This window comes from Burkholderia sp. Bp9031 (assembly GCF_003857965.1).
Lineage (GTDB): Bacteria > Pseudomonadota > Gammaproteobacteria > Burkholderiales > Burkholderiaceae > Burkholderia > Burkholderia ambifaria_A.
Map to the genome: position 1 here is coordinate 59712 of NZ_QTPW01000020.1, position 12397 is coordinate 72108.

General features: G+C 63.9%; 12 protein-coding genes. 6 read left to right on the plus strand and 6 right to left on the minus strand.

The features are described from left to right. Positions 1-77 precede the first annotated feature (77 nt). Positions 78-1364, plus strand: a complete 1287-nt coding sequence (locus DIE15_RS23670) for an MFS transporter (RefSeq protein ID WP_124834490.1) — start codon at positions 78-80, stop codon at positions 1362-1364. 12 nt (positions 1365-1376) lie between these two features. Continuing rightward, a complete protein-coding gene (locus DIE15_RS23675; RefSeq protein WP_124834491.1) occupies positions 1377-2126 on the plus strand; it encodes a creatininase family protein in 750 nt (249 codons plus the stop codon). Positions 2127-2333: 207 nt separating this feature from the next. Here the strand turns inward: DIE15_RS23675 and DIE15_RS23680 are convergent, their stop codons facing one another. The 6 genes from DIE15_RS23680 to DIE15_RS23705 all read right to left on the minus strand — a co-directional run bounded on the left by DIE15_RS23680 (position 2334) and on the right by DIE15_RS23705 (position 8690). Next, positions 2334-2684 (minus strand): RidA family protein, encoded by a 351-nt coding sequence (locus tag DIE15_RS23680; protein ID WP_124834492.1) that lies wholly within the window; start codon positions 2682-2684, stop codon positions 2334-2336. A gap of 40 nt (positions 2685-2724) precedes the next feature. Then, entirely contained in the window at positions 2725-4050 is a 1326-nt protein-coding gene (locus DIE15_RS23685) for an FAD-binding oxidoreductase (protein WP_260428322.1), read from the minus strand. A gap of 180 nt (positions 4051-4230) precedes the next feature. Next, the gene (locus DIE15_RS23690; RefSeq protein ID WP_124834528.1) at positions 4231-5001 is read right to left on the minus strand and encodes a pyrroline-5-carboxylate reductase; all 771 of its coding nucleotides are present in this window, start codon (positions 4999-5001) and stop codon (positions 4231-4233) included. Between the two features lie 49 nt (positions 5002-5050). Further along, entirely contained in the window at positions 5051-6724 is a 1674-nt protein-coding gene (locus DIE15_RS23695; protein ID WP_124834529.1) for an electron transfer flavoprotein-ubiquinone oxidoreductase, read from the minus strand. Between the two features lie 231 nt (positions 6725-6955). Then, positions 6956-8194, minus strand: coding sequence for an MFS transporter (locus DIE15_RS23700; RefSeq protein ID WP_124834530.1), 1239 nt, complete (start codon positions 8192-8194; stop codon positions 6956-6958). Positions 8195-8489: 295 nt separating this feature from the next. After that, entirely contained in the window at positions 8490-8690 is a 201-nt protein-coding gene (locus DIE15_RS23705; RefSeq protein ID WP_124834493.1) for a hypothetical protein, read from the minus strand. Positions 8691-8886: 196 nt separating this feature from the next. Between DIE15_RS23705 and DIE15_RS23710 the strand changes: the two genes are divergently transcribed. Genes DIE15_RS23710 through DIE15_RS23725 form a run of 4 tightly spaced genes read left to right on the plus strand, consistent with a single transcriptional unit; the run spans position 8887 to position 12386 of the window. Then, positions 8887-10074, plus strand: coding sequence for an FAD-binding oxidoreductase (locus tag DIE15_RS23710; RefSeq protein WP_124834494.1), 1188 nt, complete (start codon positions 8887-8889; stop codon positions 10072-10074). A 7-nt stretch (positions 10075-10081) separates the two neighbouring features. Beyond that, the gene (locus DIE15_RS23715; protein WP_260428317.1) at positions 10082-10693 is read left to right on the plus strand and encodes a HutD family protein; all 612 of its coding nucleotides are present in this window, start codon (positions 10082-10084) and stop codon (positions 10691-10693) included. Between the two features lie 13 nt (positions 10694-10706). Next, entirely contained in the window at positions 10707-11456 is a 750-nt protein-coding gene (locus tag DIE15_RS23720) for an electron transfer flavoprotein subunit beta/FixA family protein (RefSeq protein WP_124834495.1), read from the plus strand. Beyond that, positions 11457-12386: an electron transfer flavoprotein subunit alpha/FixB family protein gene (locus DIE15_RS23725; RefSeq protein WP_124834496.1), complete on the plus strand. Its 930-nt coding sequence runs from the start codon at positions 11457-11459 to the stop codon at positions 12384-12386. Positions 12387-12397 lie beyond the last annotated feature (11 nt).

Genomic DNA, 12397 nt, shown 5'->3' on the forward strand with positions numbered 1-12397 from the left:
TGCTGTTGGTGATTGCGCTTCGCGCTGCCACTATCCGATGCATCAAGGCGGCACCACATAAGACATTGGAGACAGTCATGCTGGCAATCCCGAGCGAAAGTGCGGTAGGCGACACCTCAAACCTCTACAGCAAGATCAACTGGCGGCTGCTGCCGTTCCTGCTGAGCTGCTACCTGTTCGCCTACCTCGATCGCGTCAACATCGGCTTTGCAAAGCTCCAGATGCAAGGCGACCTCGGTTTCTCCGATGCCGCGTACGGCGTGGGCGCCGGGATCTTCTTCATCGGCTACGTACTGTTCGAGATACCAAGCAACCTGATGTTGCCGCGCATCGGCGCGCGCAAGACCTTTTGCCGCATCCTGGTGCTGTGGGGCATTACTTCAGCCTGCATGCTGTTCGTGCGTAACGTGCCGATGTTCTATGCGATGCGCTTCGTGCTCGGCATCTTCGAAGCGGGCTTTGCGCCGGGCATGATCTACTACCTGTCGTGCTGGTATGGCCCGCAGCGCATGGCGCGCGCCATCGCAGTTGTGTTCCTTGCCGGCCCGCTCGGCGGCATTGTCGGTGGACCGGTATCAGCGTGGCTGATCACCGCGCTGTCGGGCGCCGGCGGACTGGCCGGCTGGCAATGGATGTTCCTGGTCGAGGGCCTGCCCTGTATCCTGCTCGGCGTGCTCGCACTGTACTTCGTGCCGAACCGGCCGGCCGATGCGGCGTGGCTGACCGAGCGGGAAAAGCACCTGCTCGCCAGCGAGATCGGATCCGCGGCGGGGCACAATCACTCTTTCCTGGCCGTGGCACGTGACGTCCGGGTCTATGTGCTGGCCTTCGCGTACTTCTGCATCATCGCCGCCATCTATGCCATCAGCTTCTGGCTGCCGACCCTCATCAAGGCCCAGGGCGTGGGAGACACCGTACAACTCGGCTGGTACTCGGCCCTGCCCTATATTGCGGCGGCGTTCGGCATGTACTACATGGGTCGCCGGTCCGACCGGGCGGGCGAACGCCGTTTCCATAGTGCGGTGCCCGCAACCATCGGTGGCCTGCTGCTGGCCGCGTCCCCCCTCGTCGACGGCAATCTCGCCGCATCGCTGGTGCTGCTCACGCTCGGTACCTGCGCACTGTGGATGACCTACACGGTGTTCTGGGCCATGCCCTCCGAATACATCAAGGGCCCCGGGGCAGCAGGCGGCATCGCGCTGATCAACACGATCGGGCTTTCAGGCGGCTTCTGGGGCCCGGCCATCATCGGATGGGCCAAGACGGCCACCGGCAACCTTCACCTCGGTGTGCTGATCCTGGCCACGCTGCCGATCATCGCCGCACTGATCATTCTCGCCAACAAGCTACCCGCAAAGCCGTAACAAGGAGTCGTCATGTTTCTACATCTCTCCACCTGGTCCGAAATCGAGCAGTTCCTCATGCGCAGTCGCACGATCGTCGTGCCGATCGGCTCCAACGAACAGCACGGGCCCACCGGACTGCTTGGCACGGACTGGCTGTGTCCCGAAATCATCGCACGTGAAGCCGAAAAATCCGCCGATATCCTCGTGGGACCCACGTTCAATATCGGCATGGCACAGCATCACCTTGGCTTTCCTGGCACCATCTCGCTGCGCCCGTCCACGTTCATCGCCGCGATCGGCGACTGGACCCGCTCACTGGTGGCACACGGTTTCGAGAAAATCCTGTTCCTCAATGGTCACGGCGGCAATGTCTCATCGATCGATGCTGCGTTCTCCGAGCTTTATGCCGAAGCCAGCTTTGCGCGTCGCCGTGCGGGCTTCGCGCTGAAGCTTTGCAACTGGTGGGATCTTGAAGGCGTGGGCGAACTGGCGCGGGACCAGTTCCCGACGGGCCACGGCGCGCATGCCACCCCGTCCGAGATTGCGATTACACAGTGGGCCTTCCCCGATTCGATCAAGTCGGCCGACTACGCGCCGCCGATCGCCGGGACCGGCCCGATCCGCGAAGCCCTCGACTTCCGCGCCCGCTTCCCGGACGGACGCGTCGGTTCCAATCCCGGCCTGGCCACGCGCGAAAAAGGCCGCGCACTGGTTGAACTGGCCGCGCAGTCCCTAGCGCGCGAACTCGAAGCCTTCGGCCGCGAGCCGATGCCAGCCTGAATCCGACCCGCTGGCGCCATTGTGATTCTCTCTGGCGCCAACTGCCTTGACTGCCACTGACCAGCACCATGCATTCAAACGTACTGAGGCTGACCCGGAATCCGGGCAACTGGGTATTTCACCCGTTGCCGTCACGCGCGCGGTCTCCGAGCAGGAAAAACCGTTGGGAGAACGGTTGCTGCAGCGCACGACCGGCAATGGCAGCGTTCAGGTCGCCGCCACGATCACGACCTCGATCAGCTTTTCAGGCGAAGCCAGTTGCGCCCCCACCGTCGCGCGCGGCGGCGCCTGCCCGGGCGCCACCCATGCATCCCACACCTCGTTCATCTTCGCGACCTGCGACATGTCGGAAACGAAGATCTGGCAGGACAGGATGCGCGACTTGTCCGAACCCTGTTCCGCGAGCAATGCATCGATCGAAGCCAGTACCTGGCGGGTCTGGCCGGCCATGTCCTGGGTGACGTCGCTCGGCACCTGGCCGGCCAGATAAACGACACCTTGGTGCACAGCGGCCTCGGACAGGCGTTTTCCTACGTGACTGCGTTTGATTTCGGGCATCTTTCGATTTCCAGATTCCAGATGAGTGATTCGACAATGATCAGCGTTCCAGGCCGGCCACTGCAGCCTGGTACTTGATCGCGGAAACAACGCCGATGCGGCGGAACGGTTCGGGCGGCAACCAACTGGGCCTCTCCATGGCGAGCGCGTCGGACAGATGCGACGACTGTGCGCCCATGGCCATTTCACCCAGCAACTTGCCGTAGGTGCTGCCCTTCAGCACCCCCGCGCCATTGCATCCCAGCGACGCAAACAGGCCCGGGCGCAATTCACCGAAGAACGTCGCACCGTTTCGCGTCAATGCCGTGGTTCCGCCCCATACGTGTTCGAAGCGATGAGACTTCATGTCCGGATAGCGATTCCGGTAACTGGCGGTCAGTTGCGCCAAGGTATCGGCCGGCGATTGCTCGCGCTCGTACGAATACGCGCTTCGCACCATGAAACGCCCGTCCTGAATGCGACGCAGCGTAGTCCCGAGCCGGTTGGCGGGGATGACGCCCCATTCCGCTGCATCGCCGAGCTTTTTCAGTTCGGACTCCGGCAACTGCGGCGTGACGGCCGCATACGTGAAGATCGTGATCAGCCTGTCGCGGAGGATGCCGAGCGACTTCGCGAATCCGTTGTTGGCCAGTACGACGCGCTTGGCGGAATACTCCGCCCGAACCGTAGCCACCTTGAAAGGCGACGCGCCATCCAGCGAAACGACCGGTTCGTTTTCAACGAGAACGACATTGGACGGAAGCGCATCGGCCAGCCCGCGAATCAGCGCCGCGGGCTGTACGAAGACGTTGCTCGGCGAATGAAAGCCGTACCGATAATATGCAGTTCCAAGCTTTTCGGCGAGCGCGACCCGGTCGAACGCCTCGTACGCCACACCCCACTCCCGATATTGGGCAAGCGCCGCGTGAAGGTTCCGCACACCCGCCTCGGTCGCCGCCGCATGAAACTTTCCCGCCGCGTTCCAGCCGCATTCGATCCCGTTCTCGCGGACGAGCCGCTCGAGCCAGCGAAGCCCCGCGTCATACATGCGAATCTGCTTGCGCGCCACCTCGAGCGGACTAGTATGCCCACCCAGCTTCGTGTTGTGCGGCAGGTTGATGATGAAGCCCGAGTTGCGGCCCGACGAGCCTTCTCCAACGCTCGACGCCTCCAGCACGAGTACCTGCTCGTCGGGACACAGCTCCGCGATGCGTCGCGCGGCCGCAAGGCCCGTATATCCGCCTCCGATAACGATCGATCCGAAGCTGCGGATCGTCGTCGGGCCGCGCGTGAGTCGCTCCGGCAACATCGCGTTCCAGCCCGAGCCTTGCCGGTAAGCCGGATACGTCGCACCCGGCGTATCGGGTGTATCGGGTGTATCGGGCATCGAATGGTGAGTGTCGATATTCATGAGTGTCTGGCTACGATCGAAAATGTTGCCGGACCTTCGGGCGTTTCCCGACGAGCCAGCGTGTTCTCATCTTGCGCCGCCCGCACTCTCATGGTGCTTGCATCAACATCGCTGATGCCGAAACTCAGCGGAACTTGTCCTGACCGGACTGGACGTTCAGGCGCGGCCTTCCACGCGCGCCAGAATGCGATCGAGCGCTTCGCCGTAGTACCGATAGGCGCCATGCGCAGTGAGTTCGGCATGCAACTGCTCGTTCAGGCCGCCGGGCGTCATGCAGTGCTCGATCATCTCGGCAAACGACTGGCCGGTGCGGGTCGTGTCGTGGGCCAGGCCCACGCAGTAACCGGACAGGAATGCACGCGCGGCGTCGTATCGAAGCCCTTGCTGCGTCAGCCATGTCGCCTGGTGTTCGAGCACCGCATAGAAGCTGGCCATCGTCGCCGTCACGGCGTGCACCGCATCGAACTGTTTCTCGCTTTCCACCTCGACAGCCTCGCCGAGCCCGGCAAACAGCGATCTGGCGACTTCATCCGGCGGATAGATCGCCGTACTGCCTTTGAGATCCGCGACCGCCGGCAACGGTATCGCGCGAGCAAGCCGGCTCGCGGGATGAACGAGTCGACTCAACGTCTCGATCGACGTTCCCGGGACGAAGGTGATGACGTGGTGCCGCGCTTCGAACCGAAGCGCGTTCAGCACGTCGACGACAATTTGCGGTACGACCGCGATACAGACGACGTCCGACGCGTCGAGCACCGCCTGATTGGACGTACAGACCTGAATGCGGGCATCCAGCGCGGCAAGTTCCGCGGCCGTTTCGGCGTTTCGCGGCGACAGCGCGATCCGGTCGAACGAGAAGCCCGACCGGATCAGGCCGGTAACGATGGCTTTCGTGATGACGCCGGTTCCGATAAATCCGAGATTCATTTTTTTCGCTCGTGGCTCGTGGTGGGAGGGTCGACTTGAATCGACGCGCTTACATGTTCGGATAATTGGGGCCGCCACCGCCCTCCGGGGTGACCCATACGATGTTTTGCGTCGGATCCTTGATATCGCAGGTCTTGCAGTGGACGCAGTTCTGCGCATTGATGGTCAGCCCCTCGGTACCGTCGGCTTTCGTCCCGAACTCGTAGACGCCGGCCGGGCAAAACCGCGCTTCCGGGCCGGCATACTTCGCCAGGTTCACCCGCACCGGAACGCTCGCATCCTTCAGCGTCAGGTGCGCGGGCTGGTTTTCCTCGTGGTTCGTATTCGACAGATACACGGACGACAGCCGGTCGAACGTCAGCTTCCCGTCCGGTTTCGGATAGACGATTTCCCTGCAGGCCGATGCGGGCCTGAGTGTCTCGTGGTCGGCGTGCCGGTGATGGAGCGTCCACGGCGCGCGGCCGCCGAGCACTTTCTGTTCGAGGCCTACCATGAACGTGCCCACGTAGAGCCCCTTGCTCATCCATTGCTTGAAATTTCGCGCGCGATGCAGTTCGTCCTTCAACCAGGAACGCTCGAACGCCTGCGGATACTCGACCAGCTCGTCGCGCTGTCGGCCGGCGCGCAGCGCTTCATGGGCGGCCTCCGCGGCCATCTTTCCGCTCGCAATGGCCGCATGGCTGCCCTTGATGCGCGACGCGTTGAGAAAACCCGCGTCGCAGCCGATCAGTGCGCCGCCCGCGAACGTGAGCTTCGGCAACGACGTCAGCCCGCCTGCGGTAATCGCACGGGCGCCGTACGACACCCGCTTGCCGCCTTCGAGGAACTTGCGAATCTCGGGATGCGTCTTGTATCGCTGAAACTCCTCGAACGGCGACAGGTACGGGTTCGAGTAGCCGAGGCCGACCACGAAACCGACGACCACCTGATGGTTGTCGAGGTGATAGAGGAAGGACCCGCCGTACGTGTCGCTGTCAAGCGGCCAGCCGGCCGTATGAATGACGAGCCCTGGCTTGTGCATGGTCGGGTCGATTTCCCACAGCTCCTTGATGCCGAGGCCATGCACCTGCGGATCGGCACCGTCGCGAAGCTTGAAGCGATCCATCAACTGACGACCGAGATGGCCCCGCGCGCCTTCGGCAAACAGCGTGTATTTCGCGTGCAGTTCCATCCCGAGCTGGAAATTCTCGGTCGGCTCGCCGTTCTTGCCGACGCCCATGTTGCCGGTCGCGACGCCTTTGACTTCGCCGCGCTCGCCGTACAGGATCTCGGCCGCCGGAAACCCGGCGAAAATCTCGACGCCCAGTGACTCGGCCTGCTGACCGAGCCAACGCGTCACGTTACCCAGGCTGACGACGTAGTTACCATGATTCTTGAAATTGTCGGGCAGCAGCCAGTTCGGAACCTGCTTCGCACCGCGTTGCGACAGGAACAGGAACCGGTCCTCGGTCACCTCGACGTCGAGCGGCGCGCCCTTCTCGCGCCAGTCCGGCATCAGCTCCTGAAGCGCACGCGGATCCATGACCGCGCCGGAAAGCGTATGCGCGCCGATCTCGGAGCCTTTTTCGAGCACGCAAACACTGACGTCCCCGCCGCTCTCGAGTGCCAGCTGCTTGATCCGTATCGCGGCCGACAGTCCGGCCGGCCCGCCGCCGACGATGACCACGTCGTACTCCATGGATTCGCGTGGGCCGAATTGCTCGACGAGATTCTGTGTGTTCATGTCTGAATATCGCAAATTTTCAAATGGGTAGTCACCGGCCAACCGCGACCCTGGTCGCGGCCCGCTCGCGCGTGGCGTCCCCGCCATGATTCGCACGACACGTCGAGCCCATCCTACCCATCGAGAAAGCGACGTCACGCGATATAAACGGACGTGATGCTCCAAACAACCGCCGCTTGGATTGGCGAGCGGATGCAGCGGTCGGGAGCGCCGCCCTCGAATCGATCCGACTCACTTGCGGGGAGCGGATGCCTCGCTCAACAACTTGCCCTTCGTTTCCGGCGCCAATGCATAGGAAATCACGCCGCCGACGAGACTGATGCCCGCGGCGATCATCATCGCGGCACCCACACCATACGTTTCGATGATCACCGGCAGGAGGAAGGTGCCCATGGCCGCGCCGACACGCGAAACGGCCGTGGCGACGCCGACGCCGATCCCGCGGATTTCCGTCGGAAACACTTCCCCGGGATACACGCCGGTCAGCACCGTCGAAATGGCGTTGACCAACGAGAACGTGAAGAAGCAGACGAGGATCAGCGCCGACGAAACGTCGGAGAACAGCGCCACGCTCATCAGCGCGATGGCGGAGACGAAGAACGGCGGAATGGCCAGCACGCGTCGCCCCACCTTTTCGATCAGCATCACCGCGATGATCGTCCCCAGCACGGCGACGCCGTTGAGCACCAGGCCGCCCGTCATTCCCTCCTTGAGCCCCAGCCGCTCGAGAACGATCGGTGCGAACGCGCCGATGGCGAAGTAAGGCGTGACGTTACATACCCAGAACATCGACACGAAGAAGGTGGTCTTGAAGTATCCGGGCGAGAACAACGATCGGAATCCATACTTTGCGGCCGCGCCACCCGGTTGCAGTTCCCGGAGTTCGTCCTGCTCCATGTATTCCTTCGCCAGCGCCTTCGCTTCGGCGACTTTGCCCTGGCTCATCAACCAGCGCGGCGACTCGGGCGTGCCGAGGCGCATCAGGAAGACAACGACCGTCGGCACCGTGCTCAGGCCCAGAATGACCTGCCAGCTGGCCATCGAGGATTCGGTCAGCCCCCAGCCGATCGCATACGACACGAGATAGCCGACATACCAGACCAGCTCGAGCATCGCGAGCAATTTTCCGCGCAGGCGCGCCGGCGCAAATTCGGCGAGCAACGGCCATCCGATCGAATAGTCCGCGCCGATCGCAATCCCCATCACCAGACGCACGACGAAAAGCTGCCACGCTTCGGCAACGAAGAACTGGGCCGCGGAGCCGACCAGGAAGATGGCGAGGTCGACCGTGAACATCGGCCGGCGTCCGACCCGGTCCGCCAGCCATCCGCCGAGCGGGCCGCCGATGAAGATGCCGATCAGCGCCGATGCGCCGATCAACCCCTGCCAGACCGGCGACAGGTGCAGGTCGCGGGTGATCGCAGGCATCACGATGCCGATGCAGCCGAGGATGAATCCATCGATGAACATGCCGCCGGAAATCACGGCGGTCAGTTTCGTGAGGAATTTTCGGTGTTTGCCGGATAGTGCCGCCGCAGGCAGGGAATGAGCGGGAACGGTACGAGAAAATGCCTTTGACACGATGATGTCTCACGTGGACACCTTCAGGCTCGACAGGCAACGTCAGTGCATATTCCGGCCCGAACTGCCGCACTGGACGATCAACCCGCAAGCGCTATCGGCGGCCAGTCTCCTTGGTAAGTTGATGTTTTGCGCGGCATGCGCCGCGCAACCGGGCCGACGCGTCGACCACCGCGTCGAGCAGTCACCGCCACCCGGACATTGCGATACGCTGCACGAAGGCGTTGCCGCCGGATACATGGCGTGCGCCGTGAATCGGCCGGATCGGACCGTCCTTCCGCGGCAAATCGACCGTTTTCCGGTCGTTTTTCGACCGCTTCCGCAACGCGTCCGGTTCGGCGTCGAAGCGATCGTATGGTTTGACGTCCGACATATCGGTCGACATAAGGCCCCCTTATGCTCGACACAATCATGCGTTGATTTTCCCTGCCGCGCACGCGACCGGATCCTTCCGCTCGATACCGGCAGCGCCCGCTCGCCACGCTGCGCCTTTTGCTAAAAATTGCCCGCGCTTATATTGCCGGGCTCCGTTTTTTTCCGAGTCAGACTCGTTCACACCCTGACCAGAAGGAAACGGAATCATGAACTCGTATGACGTCGTCGTAATCGGTGCTGGCGTGATCGGCAGCTCCGTGGCGTTCCACCTGTCGAAGCTCGGCGCCAAGAACGTGCTCGTTCTGGACCGGGGCACGATCGGCGCCGGCACGACCTCGCAGTCCTCGGGCATCCTGCGCACGCACTACTCCGTCAAGGAGAACGTCGAGCTGGCCCGCAAGTCGTGGCACGTCTTCAATACGTTCCCCGAGTATCTCGGCGACGACGAAGCATCGTGCGGCCTCGTCAAATGCGGCTACATGATCGTCGCGTCGGAAGGCGACAAGCTCGAACCGCTGCGCGCGTCGCTCGACCAGCAGAAGGAACAAGGCATTCCGCTCGAATTCCTCAACCGGCAACAGGCCGCGGAACTGCTCCCGATCGCCCGCTTCGACGACTGCGCGCTGATCGGCTACGAGCCGGAAGCCGGCTTCGCGGACGCCTATCTCGTCGCGACGAGCTTCGCGCGTGCCGCCCGGCGCGGCGGCGTCACCGTGAAGGAAAACGTCAACGTCGACAAGGTGCTGATCGAGAACGGCAAGGTCGTCGGCGTGTCGACCGATATCGGCGAATTCAAGACGTCGATGGTCATCAGCACGCAGAACATCTGGACGCCGGAACTCGCCGGCTGGACCGGCAAGACGCTGCCGATCATGCCCGAGCGGCATGCCGTGCTCGCGCTCGAGTGCGATGCGGCCAAGTACACGTTCTCGATGCCCGTCTTCAAGGATCTCGCGTCGCCCGGCATGCTGTACTACCGCAGCTACGGCGGCAACCAGATGCTCGTCAGCGAAGGCGTGGTCGGCGAGAAGCTCAATGCGGCTGACGTCGAGCAGGGCGATATCCCGATGGACTACATCGTCGATGTCGGCGCGCAGGTCGCCGAGCGCTTCCCGAACTACGAAACGGCCGGCATCGCGTCGTCGTGGACCGGCGTGTACGACGTGACCCCGGACTGGAACCCCGTGCTCGGCAAGCTGCCGGGCATCGAAGGCCTGGTGGTCGGCTACGGATTTTCCGGGCACGGCTTCAAGCTGTCGCCGACCGTCGGTCTCGTGCTCGCGCAGGAAGCGCTCGGGCTGCCGACCGAGGTGTCGCTGAAGCCGTATTCGATCGAGCGCTTCGCCACCGGCGAATTGCTGAGCGGCAAGTACGGTCTCGGCGCGGTGTCCTGAGGAAACCATGGTGTCGCTGATCGACGTGTATCCGATCGACTCCATTGCGCCCGAGCCCTGGCGCAATGGCGGCGGCACGACGCGGACGATCGCGACCGGCGGCGCCGATTGGCGCGTCAGTCTCGCGTCGATCGAGCGTGATGGCCCGTACTCGCGGTTTGCCGGCATGTCGCGCGTGTCGCTCATCCTGGGCGGCCAGGGCGTCGTGTTGCGCAACGACGCAGCGGTCGTCCCGCTGCGGCCGATGCGCGTGACGGCGTACGACGGAGACGCGGACTGGGGCGCGACGCTGGTCGATGGCCCGTCGGTCGCGCTCAACGCGATGACCGCGAAGCGTCGATATCGGGCGAACGTCCGGCTGGTCGACGAACCGATCGCCATCGCGCCGGGGTGTCCGGCGATCGTCGTCGCGCTGGGCGGCGGATGCGATTTCGCCGAAGGGCCCGATGCGAACCGGCGCGCACTGCCGCCAGGCAGCGTACTGGTATCGGAACACCATGCCCGCACGCTGCGGCTCTTTCCGCGGGCCGCGTGTGCCGGCCCAACCGGCACGGCGTCGTACGCGGCGCTCGTGACCATCGAACCCGTGCTGGCGACCAACATCACTGAAACGTCATGAAAAGGTGTGTGAAATGAAAGTTATTGCAGCCGTGAAACGCGTGGTGGACTACAACGTCAAGGTGCGCGTGAAGTCCGACCATACGGGCGTGGAAATCGGCAACGTCAAGATGTCGATGAACCCGTTCGACGAAATCGCCGTGGAGGCCGCCACTCGGCTGAAGGAAGCCGGCCACGCGACCGAGGTCGTCGCCGTGTCGTGCGGCATCGCGCAGTCGCAGGAAACGCTGCGCACGGCGCTCGCGATCGGCGCCGATCGCGGCATGCTCGTCGAGACGGACGCGGAACTCCAGCCGCTGGCCGTCGCGAAACTGCTGAAGGCCGTGATCGACAACGAGCAGCCGCAGCTCGTCATCCTCGGCAAGCAGGCGATCGACGACGACGCCGGGCAGACCGGCCAGTTGCTGGCCGCCCTGCTCGACTGGCCGCAGGCGACGTTCGCCAGCCACATCGAGATCGGCGACGGCGTCGCGACGGTGACGCGCGAGGTCGACGGCGGCCTCGAAGTGATCTCGCTGAAACTCCCGGCCATCGTGACGACCGACCTGCGACTGAACGAGCCGCGCTACGTCACGCTCCCCAGCATCATGAAAGCGAAGAAGAAGCCGCTCGACACCGTCACGCCGGCCGCCCTCGGCGTCGATCCGTCGCCGCGGCTGAAGACGCTGAAGGTCGTCGAGCCGCCCGTTCGCAAGGCCGGCGTGCGCGTGCCCGACGTTGCGACGCTGATCGAGAAACTGAAATCCGAAGCCAAGGTGATTTGAATGACGACGCTTGTTATTGCCGAACACGACAATGCTCAACTGAAGAGCGCGACACTCCACACCATTGCCGCGGCCCGTGCGCTGTCGAACGGCGTTCACGTGCTTGTCGCCGGCCACGCCGCGCAGCCGGTCGCGCAAGCGGCGAGCCAGGTCGCGGGCGTCGACAAGGTCATCCACGTCGACGCGCCGCATTTCGCCGACGCGCTCGCGGAAAACGTGGCCGCGCAGGTGCTGGCGCTCGCGGGCGACTACACGCACATCCTGTTCCCCGCCACGGCCGCGGGCAAGAACGTCGCGCCGCGCGTCGCGGCCAAGCTCGACGCCGCGCAGATTTCCGACGTGATCGCGATCGATTCCGCGGACACGTTCCAGCGCCCGATCTATGCGGGCAACGCGATTGCCACCGTGCAGTCGCCCGACCCGGTGAAGGTCGCCACCATTCGCACCACGGCGTTCGATGCGGCACCGGCGCACGGCGGCAGCGCGCCGATCGAAACCGCGCCCGCGGTCGCGGATACCGGGTTGTCGACCTTCGTGCGCCGCGAAGTGGCGAGCAGCGACCGGCCGGAACTGACGGCCGCGCGCGTCGTCGTCGCCGGCGGCCGCGGCCTCGGCAGTGCGGAGAACTTCGCGCTGCTCGACCCGCTCGCGGAAAAGCTCGGCGCGGCGGTTGGCGCATCGCGCGCGGCGGTCGATTCCGGCTACGCGCCGAACGACTGGCAGGTCGGCCAGACCGGCAAGATCGTCGCGCCGGAGCTGTATGTCGCGATCGGGATTTCGGGTGCGATCCAGCATCTGGCCGGCATGAAGGATTCGAAGATCATCGTGGCCGTCAACAAGGACGCGGATGCGCCGATCTTCGGCGTGGCCGACTACGGTCTGGTCGGCGATCTCTTCGATATCGTCCCGCAATTGACGAACGGGCTCTGAGCACTGCTTCG

Excerpts from the sequence above, each read along its gene's own strand:
- DIE15_RS23725 (WP_124834496.1), top strand. The coding sequence starts at position 11,457 with ATGACGACGCTTGTTATTGCCGAACACGACAATGCTCAACTGAAGAGC.
- DIE15_RS23670 (WP_124834490.1), top strand. The coding sequence starts at position 78 with ATGCTGGCAATCCCGAGCGAAAGTGCGGTAGGCGACACCTCAAACCTC.
- DIE15_RS23700 (WP_124834530.1), bottom strand. The coding sequence starts at position 8,194 with ATGTTCATCGATGGATTCATCCTCGGCTGCATCGGCATCGTGATGCCT.
- DIE15_RS23715 (WP_260428317.1), top strand. The coding sequence starts at position 10,082 with ATGGTGTCGCTGATCGACGTGTATCCGATCGACTCCATTGCGCCCGAG.
- DIE15_RS23680 (WP_124834492.1), bottom strand. The coding sequence starts at position 2,684 with ATGCCCGAAATCAAACGCAGTCACGTAGGAAAACGCCTGTCCGAGGCC.
- DIE15_RS23705 (WP_124834493.1), bottom strand. The coding sequence starts at position 8,690 with ATGTCGACCGATATGTCGGACGTCAAACCATACGATCGCTTCGACGCC.
- DIE15_RS23720 (WP_124834495.1), top strand. The coding sequence starts at position 10,707 with ATGAAAGTTATTGCAGCCGTGAAACGCGTGGTGGACTACAACGTCAAG.
- DIE15_RS23685 (WP_260428322.1), bottom strand. The coding sequence starts at position 4,050 with ATGCCCGATACACCCGATACACCCGATACGCCGGGTGCGACGTATCCG.
- DIE15_RS23690 (WP_124834528.1), bottom strand. The coding sequence starts at position 5,001 with ATGAATCTCGGATTTATCGGAACCGGCGTCATCACGAAAGCCATCGTT.
- DIE15_RS23695 (WP_124834529.1), bottom strand. The coding sequence starts at position 6,724 with ATGAACACACAGAATCTCGTCGAGCAATTCGGCCCACGCGAATCCATG.
- DIE15_RS23675 (WP_124834491.1), top strand. The coding sequence starts at position 1,377 with ATGTTTCTACATCTCTCCACCTGGTCCGAAATCGAGCAGTTCCTCATG.
- DIE15_RS23710 (WP_124834494.1), top strand. The coding sequence starts at position 8,887 with ATGAACTCGTATGACGTCGTCGTAATCGGTGCTGGCGTGATCGGCAGC.